Genomic DNA, 15,021 nt, shown 5'->3' with positions numbered 1-15,021 from the left:
TTGGGTAGGCTGCGGAGCCTGACCGCGTCAGGCCCGCGCCGGACGGAACAGGACGCCGACGGCCAGGCAGAAGACGAGGCCGGCGATCGTCACGGGGATGCCCATGGGGCCAAGGCCTGCGCCGCTGGAGGCTGCGGAGAAGTTGTGCGCCATCGCGGCGCCCACCAGCATGCCCAGGACGAAGACGGCGGCGTCGTTGTCGCCCTCCCCCGTCATGATGAGCTGGCGTCCGGGGCACCCGCCCGCGAGGGTGAAGGCCAGGCCGGAGAGCACCATGCCCAGGAAGTTCCAGGTCTCGTTGGTGTGGGCGATGGGCTGGTTGCCGAAGCCCGGCTTGAAGAAGCCGAAGCCGTAGTTCGCGGCGAAGGCCACGACGGTGAAGGCCACGATGCCCTTGAAGAGGTGGGCGTCGCCCATCATGAAGAGGTCGCGCAGGGCTCCCACCGTGCAGAACCGGCTGCGCTGGGCCAGCCATCCAACGATGAGGCCGGCGGCCAGGGAGATCAGGGGCGCTGCGTGCGTGGCCCCCGGTCCCTTCTCGGAGAAGAAGATGAGGGACGTCACGGCCTTCGCGCCGTCGGCCCCGACGGATTCGATGGTCGGCTTCAGGAACAGAAGCGCCAGGATACCGAGAGCCAGGACGGGCATCGCGAGGCCCGCGCCCTTTGGGGTGCGCTCGGCGGCGCCGAGGCTGAAGCCGTTCCACAGGAACCCGATGCCGATCAGCACGCCGACGATCAGGCCGCCGATCCCATAGACCGCGCTCCAGTCACCGCCCGCCAGGCGGAGGTACGCCCTCCAGGGGCAGCCCAGAAACACCAGCGCGCCGAACATGGCGCAGATGCCGAGGACGAATCGCACGGCGGGGGAGGAGCCTCCGCGGGGCGCGTACTCGCGGAACAGGAGCGACGACAGGAAGGCGCCCAGGATGAAGCCCGGAATCTCCGGCCGGATGTACTGCACCACCGCCGCGCGGTGCAGGCCCAGCGCTCCCGCGATGTCCCGCGTGAAGCAGGCCACGCAGAAGCCCATGTTGCCGGGGTTGCCGAACTTGACGAGCAGCACGGCGATGAGCCCGATGATCCCGCCCGCGATCCAGGGACCGTTGCGGGACGTCAATAACTTATCCATGATACAAGACCTCCATAGTCTGGGGCACAGGGACAGGTCCGCCTGAGTGTCGGTCAGAGCGGACGCCTGCGGGGGGGCCCATGGAGCGCGATGAGGCCGGGGACGTTCCCCCGCAACATGAGGACGCAGAGGACGCGAACGGGAAGCACGCTTCCCGCCGTGAGCGGTTTCACCTTGCGCATCATGTCATGGCAGAACGCCTCCTTTTCCAAGGAAGTTTGCGGGGAAAACCTCATGGTCGGGCCCGAAGCGGGAACGGGCTTCGGGCCTTTGTCTTTCGTATCGAGTGGACGTCCGGAAACTACAGGGCTCTAGAGCTCTTCCTTGCGGGGAGCGAACATCAGCTCGAAAGCCTTGTGCGTCTCCCGCGGCAGGATGCGGTAGCCCTTCTTCTCCTTGGTCATCCAGAGGAAGTAGTCCTTGTAGAAGGAGGCCGCCATGGCGAGGATGGACTTGTTGCGGTTGTCCTTCAGGTGCTCGTAGGGGTTCTTCAGCCGGCGTTCCTCGTCGCTGTCCCAGCGGAAGGCGCCGAGGGCGTAGCTGAGGGACTTGTCCTCGCCGCCGTTGGGAAAGACCGGAAGGAGCAGCGCGTGGTCCTGCCAGTCGTAGGCGCCAAGCCCCTGGCCGGGGATGAAGATGACGCTGGGGATGCCGTACATGCGGATGCGCGGCACGGCGAACATGTCCATGTCCATGCTGCACATCGCCTCGAGCCGGGCGAGGTTGGCCGCGCGGTCGATGGGGGCCGCGTCCGAGGGGCAGAGCGGCGTCGTGTCGCAGCGCGCGATCTTGCCGGGGACGGCCATGTACTCCCTCTTGCGCTGGACCATCTCCTTGAGCTCGCTGCGTTTCATGGCGTCGGAGAACTGGGAGCAGGCGTCCGTGACCTTTTTGAAACGGCGCTCGACCTTCCGCACGTCCATCTGGCAGTAGAGGATCTTTCGCGCCGTGGTGCGCGTCTCCTCGTGCAGCGCCAGAAACGCCTCCATGTCCGGCAGGGGAAGGGGTTTTTCGGCGTCCTTCTGCGCGCTCGAGATCATGAGGCGCATGGCGCTTTCCGCCTCCGCGTAGCGAAAGCGATCCTGCGAGAGGGAGGCCCGCAGGTCCTCCTTCGCCTCGCGGTACTCCGGAACGCGCATCTCCACCTTCGTCGCCGTCAGCTCGAAAGCGTTCAGGTCCTGGATCAGCCTGTCGGCTTCGGCGGCTGCGTCGCGGTGCTCGGCGGCGATGCGGGAGAGCTCCGCGCCCCGCCTGTCCTGGAGCTTTTGAAGTTCCTCCTCGAGGCGTTTCGCGCGGTCCGCCGGCGGCAGGCCGATGGAGGGAGCCGGGCACTCGGCGCCCGTGATCATGGCCCAACAGGAGGCGATGTAGTCCGACAGGGCGAAGGTTGGGAAGATGCCCGCGCCGCAGTGCGCGTTCAGGGCGCGGTCCGCCTTGAAGTCCTGGTGGGCGGGCAGGAGCGACCCCGGCGCGCCCGGACAGCCGAAGTCGATGAACAGGCGCTCCGGCTCGTCGAAGGAGAGCTGTTCCGGCATGTCCTCGGTGCAGGCGCGGAGGAGGGCGAACAGCGCGTCCCACCAGGCGCCAGCGGCCTTCGTCCAGAGCTTCAGCGCCTCGCTGCGGTTCTCCGACTTTCCGGAGTTCGCAAGCGTCGTGTACTTTTGGCTGAGGTCCGTCAACGTAGACGACGTCGACGCCACCTCGGGCACATCCTTCCAGCGCGGGAAAAGGGGGGCACTCATGACAGCCTCGGAAGGGTGGCCAGGAGCTCGTCCCGCAGGATGGCCATGCCGCGCGACGCGCCCTCGCGGATGACGGTGAAGGGGTGGCTCGAGGGGGTGCTGACCTCCTTGGGGTCGATGAGGTAGGCCAGGGTGCTGCCCCGCAGGTCGTGAACCAGGCCTGCCGCGGGGTAGACGACGAGGGACGAACCGATGACGACGAAGATATCCGCCTCCCGGACCCAGCGGGCAGCCTCCGGGATCATGGGGACGGCCTCGCCGAACCACACGACGAAGGGCCGCAGCAGGGCGCCATCGGGGCCCCGTTCGCCGTACTCCATCCTGCGGTAGCCGATGTCGATGGGGTGGGAGTCGTCGTCCACGCTCCGGGCTTTCGTCAGCTCCCCGTGAAGGTGCAGCACATGGGTGCTGCCCGCCCGCTCGTGCAGATTGTCCACGTTCTGCGTGATGACCCCCACGTCGAAGTGTTCCTCGAGGCCGGCAAGGATTCGGTGCCCCTCGTTGGGCTCCGCATGCTCCAGCTGGGTGCGCAGGTTGTTGTAGAAGTCCACCATCAGGTTGGGATTGCGGCGCCACCCCTCGGTGCTGGCCACGTCCTCAACCCCGTAGTTCTCCCAGAGCCCGCCCTCGTCGCGAAAGGTCTTGAAGCCGCTCTCCGCGCTCATGCCGGCACCGGTCAGGGCAACCAGGCGCTTCTTCGCCCCACTCCCGGCGGTCTTTTCGCTCATGGACAAATCCCTCCTCGCGATTTACAATGAAAACAGGTTTATTATCGCACACTTTGAGTAAAATAACAGCGTTAGCGCGCCGCACGACGGCGCTGTTCCGGAGGTGGTATCGTGTCGAAGAAAGAAAAAAAGGATGAAAGGTCGGATTCGCGGCGAAGGCCCCGTTCCCGCCTTGGGGAGGGCATGGTCTTCTTGAAGCGTTTTTTCCGCGCGCCGCGCCAGGTGGGGAGCGTCGCCCCAAGCTCGCGCTTTCTGACCCGCGCGATGCTGGATTGCGTGGATTGGGAGAACGCCCTGAGTGTCGCGGAGCTGGGGGCCGGGACGGGTGTGTTCACGCGGGAGGTGGTGAAGCGTGCCAGGCCCGACGCCAGGGTGCTGGTGTTCGAGGTGGACCCGGCGCTTCAGGCGATGATCCGCCGCGAGTACCCCGGCCTGAGGCTGTACGGCGACGCGCAGGCCCTGCTCTCCATCATGAAGGACGAGGGCATCGAGAAGCTGGACTTCGTCATCTCAAGCCTGCCCTTCACCGTCCTTCCACGGGAGGTGGGGACGAACATCCTGAACGCCGTGCAGGATGCGCTGCGCCCGGAGGGGCGCTTCGTGGCCTATCAGTACTCCAACATCATGCGCCCGATGCTGAACGCGCGCTTCTCGCAGGTCCGCCGCAAGTTCGTGCCTCTCAACGTCCCCCCGGCCTTCGTGTTCGACTGCAGCGGCGACCGCCGCGCGGCGCAGACGGCGTAGCCCGCCCTCAAGGGCTGCGCGTGGGTCGTGAATCCGAGTTTGTAGAACGCGCCTTGCCCATGGCCCCGACACGCCTTGAACGACGGTCGGGGCCGCTTGAAGTTCCCTCCGCACAGGCGTGGCAGAGGTCAGCTTACGCAAGGCGGAAGGCTCCCCGAAGAAGGACTGAGCCCTGTGTTAAAATTGTGGCACTGAGAGATGCCCTTCGTTGGAGAAGGCGTACACCACCACACGTCCAACGGTTGGATTGAGCCGCCTTGTACCCCATGTTCAATAAACCGATGGCCTCAAGGTTTAGCCAAATGAACCAACTCGTTCTTTCTCAGAGCATCGATCTCGGAGAAGGTCAACCCCGTGAGCTCTGAGATCTGATTCACGGGAAGCGGTACGGCGAGCATCCGATGCACCACTTCGGCACGGCCCTCGGCGCGGCCTTTTGCACGACTTTGCTCCATTTCCTCATCCCAAAAGGACATCATCTCGCTCTCCCCCTTTATCCTCTTGATACCAATTCGCGTTTAATACGGATTGCCTCCCCTGAAAGGGGAGGTGGTTCGCGTCAGCGAACCGGAGGGGTTCGGCCAGACGACCGGCCTCACGCAAGCCGATCTTTCGGGAGGATTGCGGCGGTCGGTCGGTCGGCTGTGCCGAAGCAAGGCAATTGATTGCCTTGTGGAGGCGTTGGCGGGGAATGTCAGACAGGCCCGCCTTATGAAAAACACCCCTCCCCTTCGGGGAGCCTTCCGGCTGCCGTTCGCTACCGCTCACGGGCCGTCAGTCCCAGCCCCTTCGGGGCAGCCCCCCTTGCAGGGGGGCCTTTCTTTCCCTTTAGACGCAAATTGGTATGACGTCTTTTCTGTACCGCTCCCAAAGCGCCTTGTCCTTCAAGTTGATGATCCGCGTCGGAAGCGGCACGCTTCCTTTAACGATGGAAAATCAAAACTTGATCGCGATGCCATAAAAAACGGGGCTGCCGCAGGGCAGTCCCGCCTCGTCTTCCCGATCGCGCTATTTCCGGACCGTGATGCGCTGGTCCGGGGCCAGCTTCAGCGCCCCGTCCGGGAAGGTCTTGATGTAGCCGACCAGGACCTCGTAGTCCAGTAGGCCCGAATCCTGGCTGGGGAGGCCCTTGAAGAGGTAGTAGCGGTCGCCACCCTCCGACAGCCATGAGCTGATCGCTACGGTGTAGTACGCGCTGTCCTCCACGGGCTCCCACGCGCCGTCCTTCTCCACCCGAAGGTCTGCGAGTCTGCTGCCCCACTGGGCCACGAGGCCGTCCTCGTTGAAGGTCGTTGGAGGGTTTTTCAGGTCGTAGACCACCCTGAGGCCCGACACCTGGAGAAAGCCTCCCGTAGGGGTCCGGAACGACGTGTCGTAGCCGTCGCCGTGAGCCGCAAGGGCGGAGGCCGATATCTCCATCGCCTTGCGCAGCACGTCGCCGCTGACGGTGAGGATGTCAACCCGGCTCTGGTAGGGGAAGAGCTCCTGCAGTGTCTTCTCGGAGAACTTCCCTTCACGGAAGATCTTGTTGCCCCGGATGTTCCCCGCATTGGCGAGGCTGACGTCCGTCCTGAAACGGGTTCTCATCGCATCCGCCAGGAAGTTTCCGATAGGGGATTCTCCGCTGCGCAGGACCTCCTTACGGGCGTCCACTGGAACGTTGAAAGACCCCATGATGGTCTCCAGTTTTTTGTTCAGCTTCTCCTCGTACTGAGTGGCCAGATTCAGGATGGCCGCGTTGGGCTCCACCTTTGGCGTCACGCTGAGGAGCTGCCATTTGACGCTGTCCTCGGTGATCCGCCCGTCCCTCGTTGTCAGGTCCAGCCTGCCGACGAATCGAGCCACGGTCCCGCTCCAGAGCATCGTCGTCAGCCAGTCGTCCGGGCCGCGCACGAAACCCGGCAGCGGGTCCTCTGTGAGGCCGAGCGTGCGACCGTACACCGCGTGGATGCCGCTGACCTGTTCCAACGTGTGCTGGTTCTCGAGGTCCGTCAGGTTGCTGAGCATGACGATGATGTCCGCCTCCTGTGCCCTCAGGTCGGCCACCATCGCCTTTGCCGTCTCCACGAGACCCGCCTTGGAGAGCTGAAGCTCATCGACCTTCTGGGTCGTGGCGGTAAGGATTTGGGGGGAGAGCATCGAGAAGAAGCCCACCTTCAGGTCCCCCGCCTGGACGATGACGTTCTTTTTGAAGAATGGGGCGGCCTCCGGGTCGAGGACGTCCACGTTGGAGAGGACCAGGGGGAACCGGATGTACTGGAGGGCCCCCTTCAGGTGCTCCCAGCCGAAGTCCAGCTCGCGCATGCCGATGGTGCCCACCTGAACGCCCGCGAGGTTCAGGGAGGTGAATTCCGGCAGGCCGCCAAAGTAGCGCCACATGGGACCGTACACGGACCCTCCGTTGACGACCAGGATCGCGTTGGGCTCGGTTTCCCGCACTTTCTGCACCACGCCCGCCGCGTGGGCCAGCCCGCCGATGGCGACGGTCCCCTTGTTGACCCTGGTGACGATGGGCAGGAGCTGCCCCGACAGGCGGTTGAGGGTGAGGAGCGTCATGGTTCCGTCCTTTGCCTGCGCCAGAGTCCCGGAGAGCAGGCAGACACACAGCGCACACAGCGCCGCAAAAAACTTTTGCCTCATTTGGATTCCTCCATGGTTCAAAAGGTTGGGTTCGGCTTTCTCTTTAGTGCTTGGACAGCGTGGATGATGGCGTCCCGTCTGTGCCGGACCCCGTCAGTTGCTCTTGCGCTGTGGCGCCTCCTGCGTAAGGATCGTGATGCGCCCGTCCTTCGTGAGGTTCAGCTTGCCTTCGGAGAAGGTCTGGATGTACTTGAGCGTGGTGTCCAGGTCGCTGGCGTCGGTGTCGGTTTTCGGCGCGTCCTTGAACATGAAGTAGCGGTCCCCGCCGTTCGCCAGGTAGGCACTGAGGGCGACGGTGTACTTTGCGTCGTCGTCCACCTCGGTCCAGTGGCCGTCCCCCCTCTGAATCGCGAGGGTCACGAGGCGCTCGCCCTGCCGGTCGACCTGGTTGGTCTCCTTGTTGAAGGTCATGGGCTGTTTTTTCAAATCGTAGACGACGCGAATGCCCGAAACTTGAAGAAATCCGCCCGTCGGGGTGCGGCGGGAGGTGTCGTAGTCGTCCCCCGGCCCTGCGATGAGGGCGGAGGCGGAACACTCCATCGCCTGGCGCAGGACCCTGCCCGGAACCGTGACGAGGCTGACGTCGTTCCCGTAGGGGAAGATATCGAGGAACGTTCTCTCCGAGAAGTTACCCATCGAAAACGTCTTGTCCGCACGGATGGAACCGCCGTTGACGAGGCCCACATCCGTCTTGAACACGTTGCGCAGGGCGTCCGCCAGGAAGTTTCCGATGGGCATCTCCCGGCTGCGGACGAGGGGTTTCTGGGTGTTGACCTCCGTCTCGAAGGACCCGATGACCTTCTCCCTCTGGGCGTTGAGCTTCGCCTCGAAGTCGGAGGCAAGGTTGTAGATGTTGGGGTCGAACGGCGTCTTCTGCGTGACGAGGACGACCTCCCACGTGGAGCCGGCCTCCGCGACCCTGCCGTCCTTGAGCTCGATATTGACCTTTCCGATGAGCCGGCCCCGATCCCCTCCCCAGGCCAGCATGGTGGTCCAGCCCGCCTCGTTGGTGACGAAGACGGGCTTTGAGGGGCTATCTCCGTTGGAGCCGCGCCCGAAGATGAGGTGGATGCCCGACACGGCCCTCGCCACCTCATCGTTCTCCTCCTCGGTAAGGTCACCGAACATGACGACGACGTCCGCCCCCTGTTCCTTCAGGGATTCCGTCATCGCGCGGGCCGCGCCGACGATGTCCGGCACGATCGTGAACTCCACGTCGTCGCTGTCCTTCGCGCCCCAGCGGGTCGTCGCGGCGAAGAGCGTGGGGGAGATCAAGGCGAAGATGCCCACGTTCAAGTTCTTGTAGGTCACGATAATGGTCTTCCGCAGTTTGTCGGCGACGCTCTGCGGAACGGTGGCGTTCGAGAGCAGCATGGGATAGGTGACATACTGCAGGGCCGACTCCAGGTGGCTCCAGCCGTAGTCCAGCTCGTGCTTGCTGATCATCCCCACCTGCACGCCGAGCAGGCTGAGGGAGGTGAACTCCGGCTGTCCCCCGAAGTAGTGCCAGATCGGCCCGAACACGGACTGACCGGTCACGGCCAGGATCGCGTTCGGGTCCTTCTTTCGGATCTGCTGGATCACGGTGGCCGCCTTGGCCAGCCCGCCTCGGAACAGGGTGTCCCGATTGACCTTCTCCACGACGGGAAGGAGCTGACCCAGCAGGTGGTTGATGGTCAGGATCGTCACCCGTCCGTCCTTTGCGCAGGCTCGGGACGCAGGGAAGACGCCGGGGCAAAGGACAGCCAGGCACAGACACAAACACAGAACGCGTTTCATGACGCAGCACCGCCCCTTTAAAAGATTCCGATTCGCTGTAGTCCAAAAGGCGCTAAAGAAGAGGAGGACGTTGGCGAGAAGGCAGCCGTCCTTCGCTCTTTACCCTGCGCTCTTTCCTCCGGCTGCGGCCTCGTCCGTCCGAAGCCGCGCGTACTCCCTCTTGATGAGCACGTCGGCCTCCGACCATGGGAGGGGCTTGGCGAAGAAGTAGCCCTGTGCCTTTCGACACCCGGCCTCTCCCAGCCACACGAGCTGCTCCTCCGTCTCGACGCCCTCCGCGATGGTGTCCATCTCCAGCACGTTGGCCAGGTTGATGATGGCTCGCAGCATCTTGGCGTCCTGCTCGGAGTCGAAGACGCGTCGGACGAAGGACTGGTCCAGCTTGATGCAGTTGAAGGGCAGGGCATGGAGATATTCGAGGGAGGAGTAGCCCGTGCCGAAGTCGTCCAGGAAAATCCTGACGTTCCGCGTCCCCAGCTTTTCCAGGGCCTTTTGCACGCCCGACAGGTTGTCGATGAGGACGCTCTCCGTCACCTCCGTCACGAAGCGGGAGGAGTCGATCTTGGCCCTGTCCAGCATCTGGCAGATCAGGTCCGCGGCGTCAGTTTTCTGCATCAGGTTCGAGGAGCCGTTCGCGGAGAAGTAGTAGGGGGCCGGGGAGTCCGCGATGGCCTTCATGGCGCACTGCATCATGTGCTGGTCGATCTCGCCGATGACGCCGATGCGCTCCGCGTAGGGCACGAAGTGGTAGGGGGTGAGGAAGCCGCGGGTCGGGTGCTGCCAACGCACCAGGGTCTCGAACCCGCTGAGCCGCCGCTCCTTGATGTCGTAGACGGGTTGGAAGTAGGGGATGAACTGCTCCTGCTCGATGCCCTCCTGGATCTCGTAGCGCATCCGCAGGATGTTCGCGGCGAAGGAGGCGTCCACCTCGCCGCCGTCCTCCTTCTCCTTGTAGATCGTGATGAGGCCCAGGCCGGCGCTCTTGGAGGCCTTCAGCGCCGTGGTGGCCTTTTCGATGATGAGGGAGGAGTTCTCGTAGCTCAGCGCGTCGAACAGGACGCCCATGCTGGCGGAGGGATGCACCATCCTCTCGCCCATCTGACAAGGCAGGGAAATGTCATCCCGGATCTTGCCCAGGAGGGCTATCAGCTCCTCCTGGGAGATCATCTTTCCGTCCTCGTCCTTCGTGAAGAGGATGGAGAACTCGTCGCCGCTGGTGCGGAAGAGGGCGCCGCGCTCCTCCAGCGCGTTCTTGATGCGCTCGGCGATGACGGCGAGGAGGATGTCCCCTCCCGTGTTGGTGACCTCGGCGTTGATGCTCTTGAAGTGGTCCATGTTGATGACCACCAGCGTGAGGGGCTCCGGAGCCGGCCGTGTGCCGCTCTTGCCAAAGATGGTATTGTCCGCCTTCAGCAGCCCGTTCAGCGTATCGACGAAGGACTTGCGGTTCGGCAGGCCCGTGTAGGCGTCGTGGTGGTCGTTCCAGTCGATGCGGGCGGCCAGGTTGTGCCGCTCCGTCAGGTCCCGCGCCAGGTAGAGGACCACCCTCTGCGGCCCCAGGGACAGCGTGTTCTTGTGGAGTTCGACGGGGACGGTGGAGCCGTCCTCCCGGCGGAACACCCCCTCGTAGACGAACTGGTCGCTCGTGGGCCCCAGCACCTTGCTCTCCGTTCGGCTCAGGATGTCCTTGACGAAGATCGTGTCCGTCTCACGGGAGAAGTTCATCCGGTTCAAAAGCCTCCGTGCCTCGAGGTTCAGGAACACCACCCGTCCCGAGGCGTCGTTGATGATCAGCGCGTCGGGGATCTGCATGATGACGTGCTCCAGGGTGTCCAGCAGCACGTTGACGGACACCGCGAAGTCGCCGATCTCGTCCTGGCGGGTGGCCGTGAAGCGCAGGTCGAAGTTGACCTCGTGGATGATGCGGGTGAAGACGCCCCGCATGATGTTCAGCCGTCTCAGGATGACCCGGGACAGGAAGTAGACCATCAGGACGGCGAGGCTGATGCCGCTGTAGAAGAGCCACACGTAGGAGTTGTACATGGACCTCTGCCCCTCGGCGTAGATGTCGCGGGGCATGACGAAGGCCAGGGCGTAGGGCGTGTCCGTCCCCAGGATGGGGCGCCCCGGCTGCTGAACGAAGGCCGTGTTATCCTCACGCGTGATGATGACGAGGGCCCGGTCCTCGCTGACGCACGCCGCCGAGTTGGAGCTGGCGACGTCGAAGGAGACGGGAAGGAACTGGCAGGGCGCCCCCAGGGAGGATGAGACGTCCTCCAGGACCCGGTTGAAGTTTCGGCCCGCCACCACCATGCCGCGCGTCGGCCCGTTCCACTCCGTGGTCAGAATCTGAGCGCTCTTGAACAGAAAGATGTCGTCCCCCAGCTTCAGGAGGTCCGGGCCTGGGGAGGCGGGTTCTTCGGGGCCGAAGACGTCCGGCGTCATGGCGTCGATGTTCTGGGCGGCGCGCATCTTCTCCGCCGATCGGTGGAGGGTGTCCAGCATCTCGTCGTCGAGGGGAAGCTCGTTTCCGATGTCGTCCACCCGATAGGCGACGATGGGCTTCAGGTCCGTGTCCAGCACGGCGATGAAGTCGATGTTCAGGGCCCGCAGAATGCTGCCGTTCAGAAGCTCCTCGAAGCGCGTGACGTCCTTCGTCTCCATGAAGGCGTACATGCGGTCCCACGCGCCCCAGTCGGAGATCGAGTTCTGAAGGGCATGAGACTCGTTGTTGACGGCTTTCTGCGCGCCCGACATCTGCAGGGTGAAGAAACGCTGCTCTATGGAGGTAAAGGCCTGCATGGTCCTGTAATTCGTCGTGATGCTCATGAGGAGGATGAAGAGGAGCTGGATACCCATGACCATCGCAAAAAGCCTTTTTTGCAGCCGCATGTCGTTTCCTCCCTCGAAGCTGTGCAACCCCTTGTTGCCGCCACCCCGCGGGTGGCCTGACGCGGTTCTTTTTTAAGATGCCCCTTGTCTCAGCAGGCGGGCCCGTCGAGACGCAGAGCGCCTCTTAAGCGTCCAAAAGATTGATGCTAGACTATTATACATTAATGCCGCCAATTGTGAATGCGAAGTTGTCAGACCCGCCTCCGCCCGTCGACGTGAGGAGGAGTTTGGCGTCTCCCTCGAGGCGGCAGGCGCCCCCCCCGGCCGGGATCAGGAGGCTGGTCCCCCTGCTCATGGCAAGGGAAGCCCCTTCCCCCGACAGCGCCGCTTCCCCCGCCAGGCACAGGAGGGAGAGGAAACGCCTCTGAGCTGGGATCGTGCAGGCGCCCTCGAGTTTCAGGACCCCGCTCCGGAACGCCGGGCAGTTCGCCAGGACGCGAAGCTGCCCGCCCGTGAGGGCCTGCCAGGGGAGGGCGCCCGGAGGCGTGGGGTCGGCGGGGGCCAGGCGCGCGACGTCCAGGGCCCTCTCCACGTGGAGGGGGCGCGGCCTGCCGTCGGCGCCGAGGCGCCCGTAGTCGAAGAGGCGGTAGGTGAGGTTTGAGCTCTGCTGCACTTCCGCCAGCAGGATGCCGCCCCCGATGGCGTGGACGGTCCCCGACGGAATGAAGAGGGCCTCTCCGGGCCGGACCTCGACCCGTCTGAGGACCTCCGGCAGGGTCCCGTCGCGGGCGCGGAGCCCGGCCTCTCTGCGAGACACCCTGTGCCGAAAGCCCAGGTAGACGAAGGCCCCCGGCGTCCGGTCCAGGACGTACCACATCTCGGTCTTGCCCCTCTCTTCCCCGTGGTGCTGCGCGGCGTAGGCGTCGTCCGGGTGGACCTGAATGGAGAGGGGCAGGGCCGCGTCGATGAGCTTCACCATCAGGGGGAGGGGCGCGTCCTGCGGCGCGAGCTGCGGAAGGCGCCGCAGGGCCGAGGACAGGGTCATCCCGGCGCAGGGGCCGTTCAATATCCTGCCGTCCCCGTCCGGGTGTGCCGAGAGGGACCAGCTCTCGGCCACGCGGGGCATCCCGCCCCCCAGCCCCCACTCGTCCCTCAGCCGCGTCCCCCCCCAAAGGTAATCCTTGCACACGGGCTCCAGCGCAAAGGGACCCATCGCCGACACTCCTTCCACCGTTCCATGCTCCCGGCGCATCGGGCTTTCGCCTCTTCAGCCCGGCGCGTTCCGGTACAATTCAGGCGAGGCCTCCGGGGCCTCGCCTGAATTGTACCACTCTCTACGCCGCCGGACGGCGTGGGGCAAGACTAGGCTGCGGCACGCCCCCGGCTTCGGCTCCACTGGATCGCGCACACGGCGCTCAGGACCGCCAGGCCGACGGCGTCCGACGTCGTGCCGGGGACCATCATGGAGAGCCCCCCTGCGGCCATGAGGACCCGGAAGGCCGGGTTGAGCGGGCGGAACAGGTAGCCGTTCAGGGCCGCGGCCACGCCGAAGATGCCGAGGAGCGCGGTGACGCAGATGACGGCCACCTCGGCGAAGGTCAGGGCGTGGTTGAGGAACGCCCCCGCGCCCGCGATCTGGAGGAGGGGATGGAGGTCCTCGAAGAGCATGGAGGGGCTGAAGGCGAAGATGTAGGGCACGATGAAGGCCGCGATGGCCAGCTTGGTGGCGTTGACGGCCGTCCTCATGGGGGGCGCCTTGGCGATGGCCGAGCCCGCGTAGGCCGCCAGCGCGACGGGGGGCGTGATGTCCGCGACGATGCCGAAGTAGAAGACGAAGAAGTGGGCGCATATCTTGGGGATGCCGATCTCAGGGGACATCAGGATGGGGGCGCAGGTGGCCGCCATGATGCAGTAGTTGGCCGTGGTGGGAACGCCCATGCCCAGGATGATGCAGCAGACCATGGTGAGGACCAGCGCGATGAAGGTGTGCCCGCCCGATATGCTGACCACCATGGTGATGAGCCGGGAGGCCAGGCCCGTGGAGGTGATGCAGCCCGCCACGAGGCCCGCCATGGCGCAGGCCACGGCCACGGTGATGGTGCCCTTGCCGCCCGCTTCGAGGGCGTCCAGAAACTTCGTCGGGGTCAGCCGATCGTCCGGGTTGACGATCCCCACCAGGATGGCGATGCCGATGGCCACCGTCGCGGAGAACTGCATGGTCTTCAGGTTGAGGGACACCATGACCACCAGGACGACGAGGGGCAGGAGCAGGTACACCTTGGGCAGCAGGGACAGGAGCCGCGGCAGCTCCTCCCGCGGGATGCCCTTCAGGCCCAGCTTCCTGGCCTCGAGGTGTACGGCGATGTAGATGCCTGCGAAGTACAGCGCCGCGGGCAGGATGGCCTTCAGCGCCACCTGCGCGTAGGGGATGCCCATGTACTCGGCCATCAGGAACGCCGCCGCGCCCATGATGGGGGGCATGATCTGCCCGCCCGTGGACGCGGCGGCCTCCACGGCGCCCGCGAACTCCGACCTGTAGCCCGTCCGCTTCATCATGGGGATGGTGACGGAGCCCGTCGTGACCGTGTTGCCCACGGAGGAGCCGGACACCATGCCGCAGAGCGCGGAGGAGATGACGGCCACCTTCGCCGGTCCTCCGGCGGAGGCCCCCGCCACGGCGTTGGCCAGGTCGATGAAGAACGCGGAGATGCCCGTGCGCTCCAGGAAGGCCCCGAAGAGGATGAACACGACGATGTACTGCGCGCAGACCACGATCGGCGTGCTGCGCAGGCCGTCGCCCGTGGAGTAGTAGAGGTCGTAGAGCACCTTGCCGAAGCGGACGGTGCTGAAGGCGTAGGCCATGAGGCCTCCCACCACGCACAGGATGGGGATGCCCACGCAGCGGCGGCAGAGCTCCATGGTGGAGAGGACGGCCAGGACGGCCATGGTCGTGTAGAACGGGTAGTCCGGGTTCCGGGGGTTGGTGACGCGCAGCGCCATCTCGATGATGCTCTTGGCGTTCCACGCGAAGTAGAAGAGCGGGACGATGCCCGCCAGCAGGATGAGCGCGTCGTACCACGGAAAGTGATTGACCCGCGAGAGCCCCTTCTTGATGGGGTAGTTCAGGTAGCCGATGGTGAGGATGAGCCCCAGAAAGACGTTCAGCCGTATCTCCGGCATGGCCGTGCTGTAGAGAGTCACCCAGACGCAGTAGAGCGAGAACGCCGCGGTCAGCAGGCGGACGGCCTGCTTCGGCGCGCCCTCCCAGATGCGGACGTTGGACTCCCTGTCGTACTTCTTCATCACCGCCTCGACATCCTGTATCGTGCCGACGTCGGCCTGCGGTGCGCTGTCCCTTCTATCGGAGTCCATAAGAGACGATCCCCCTTCTAAAATGGATGTGGCAATGGATCGGGCCGGGCCCA

General features: G+C 64.8%; 11 protein-coding genes. 1 reads left to right on the top strand and 10 read right to left on the bottom strand.

The genetic code is table 11. The features are described from left to right. Nucleotides 1–27: 27 nt before the first annotated feature. The 4 genes from yedE to ACK28C_RS02585 form a co-directional block, all read right to left on the bottom strand. Complete coding sequence (gene yedE, locus ACK28C_RS02600; RefSeq protein WP_015556683.1) at nt 28–1,131, bottom strand: YedE family putative selenium transporter; 1,104 nt, start codon at nt 1,129–1,131, stop codon at nt 28–30. 53 nt (nt 1,132–1,184) lie between these two features. Beyond that, nucleotides 1,185–1,316 (bottom strand): hypothetical protein, encoded by a 132-nt coding sequence (locus tag ACK28C_RS02595; protein ID WP_409152416.1) that lies wholly within the window; start codon nt 1,314–1,316, stop codon nt 1,185–1,187. 126 nt (nt 1,317–1,442) lie between these two features. Next, complete coding sequence (locus ACK28C_RS02590; RefSeq protein ID WP_409152415.1) at nt 1,443–2,831, bottom strand: hypothetical protein; 1,389 nt, start codon at nt 2,829–2,831, stop codon at nt 1,443–1,445. A 38-nt stretch (nt 2,832–2,869) separates the two neighbouring features. Beyond that, a complete protein-coding gene (locus tag ACK28C_RS02585; protein WP_409152414.1) occupies nt 2,870–3,601 on the bottom strand; it encodes an SIR2 family NAD-dependent protein deacylase in 732 nt (243 codons plus the stop codon). A 183-nt stretch (nt 3,602–3,784) separates the two neighbouring features. Here ACK28C_RS02585 and ACK28C_RS02580 point away from each other — a divergent pair, with 183 nt between their 5' ends. Then, entirely contained in the window at nt 3,785–4,345 is a 561-nt protein-coding gene (locus ACK28C_RS02580; RefSeq protein ID WP_409152413.1) for a class I SAM-dependent methyltransferase, read from the top strand. A gap of 287 nt (nt 4,346–4,632) precedes the next feature. On the opposite strand, the gene ACK28C_RS02575 is transcribed toward ACK28C_RS02580, so the two are convergent. The 6 genes from ACK28C_RS02575 to ACK28C_RS02550 all read right to left on the bottom strand — a co-directional run bounded on the left by ACK28C_RS02575 (nt 4,633) and on the right by ACK28C_RS02550 (nt 14,968). Continuing rightward, nucleotides 4,633–4,824, bottom strand: a complete 192-nt coding sequence (locus ACK28C_RS02575; protein ID WP_409152412.1) for a hypothetical protein — start codon at nt 4,822–4,824, stop codon at nt 4,633–4,635. A 529-nt stretch (nt 4,825–5,353) separates the two neighbouring features. After that, on the bottom strand, nt 5,354–6,985 hold the full coding sequence (locus ACK28C_RS02570) for a bifunctional UDP-sugar hydrolase/5'-nucleotidase (RefSeq protein ID WP_015556684.1): 1,632 nt from the start codon (nt 6,983–6,985) through the stop codon (nt 5,354–5,356). A 93-nt stretch (nt 6,986–7,078) separates the two neighbouring features. Then, complete coding sequence (locus tag ACK28C_RS02565; protein WP_409152411.1) at nt 7,079–8,764, bottom strand: bifunctional metallophosphatase/5'-nucleotidase; 1,686 nt, start codon at nt 8,762–8,764, stop codon at nt 7,079–7,081. Nucleotides 8,765–8,863: 99 nt separating this feature from the next. After that, nucleotides 8,864–11,656 (bottom strand): EAL domain-containing protein, encoded by a 2,793-nt coding sequence (locus tag ACK28C_RS02560; RefSeq protein WP_208873324.1) that lies wholly within the window; start codon nt 11,654–11,656, stop codon nt 8,864–8,866. Nucleotides 11,657–11,810: 154 nt separating this feature from the next. Continuing rightward, on the bottom strand, nt 11,811–12,809 hold the full coding sequence (locus tag ACK28C_RS02555; protein WP_208873325.1) for a type I phosphomannose isomerase catalytic subunit: 999 nt from the start codon (nt 12,807–12,809) through the stop codon (nt 11,811–11,813). Between the two features lie 149 nt (nt 12,810–12,958). After that, the gene (locus ACK28C_RS02550) at nt 12,959–14,968 is read right to left on the bottom strand and encodes a TRAP transporter permease (protein WP_015556686.1); all 2,010 of its coding nucleotides are present in this window, start codon (nt 14,966–14,968) and stop codon (nt 12,959–12,961) included. Between the last annotated feature and the right edge of the window lie 53 nt (nt 14,969–15,021).

It is taken from the genome of Fretibacterium fastidiosum, from assembly GCF_964642095.1.
GTDB classification, from domain to species: domain Bacteria; phylum Synergistota; class Synergistia; order Synergistales; family Aminobacteriaceae; genus Fretibacterium; species Fretibacterium fastidiosum.
This window is presented reverse-complemented; position numbering and strand designations above follow the sequence as displayed.

Coding starts and splice junctions, on each gene's coding strand:
- ACK28C_RS02585 (WP_409152414.1), bottom strand. CDS start 3,601: ATGAGCGAAAAGACCGCCGGGAGTGGGGCGAAGAAGCGCCTGGTTGCC.
- ACK28C_RS02595 (WP_409152416.1), bottom strand. CDS start 1,316: ATGATGCGCAAGGTGAAACCGCTCACGGCGGGAAGCGTGCTTCCCGTT.
- ACK28C_RS02565 (WP_409152411.1), bottom strand. CDS start 8,764: ATGAAACGCGTTCTGTGTTTGTGTCTGTGCCTGGCTGTCCTTTGCCCC.
- ACK28C_RS02550 (WP_015556686.1), bottom strand. CDS start 14,968: ATGGACTCCGATAGAAGGGACAGCGCACCGCAGGCCGACGTCGGCACG.
- ACK28C_RS02570 (WP_015556684.1), bottom strand. CDS start 6,985: ATGAGGCAAAAGTTTTTTGCGGCGCTGTGTGCGCTGTGTGTCTGCCTG.
- ACK28C_RS02575 (WP_409152412.1), bottom strand. CDS start 4,824: ATGATGTCCTTTTGGGATGAGGAAATGGAGCAAAGTCGTGCAAAAGGC.
- ACK28C_RS02580 (WP_409152413.1), top strand. CDS start 3,785: ATGGTCTTCTTGAAGCGTTTTTTCCGCGCGCCGCGCCAGGTGGGGAGC.
- ACK28C_RS02560 (WP_208873324.1), bottom strand. CDS start 11,656: ATGCGGCTGCAAAAAAGGCTTTTTGCGATGGTCATGGGTATCCAGCTC.
- yedE (WP_015556683.1), bottom strand. CDS start 1,131: ATGGATAAGTTATTGACGTCCCGCAACGGTCCCTGGATCGCGGGCGGG.
- ACK28C_RS02555 (WP_208873325.1), bottom strand. CDS start 12,809: ATGGGTCCCTTTGCGCTGGAGCCCGTGTGCAAGGATTACCTTTGGGGG.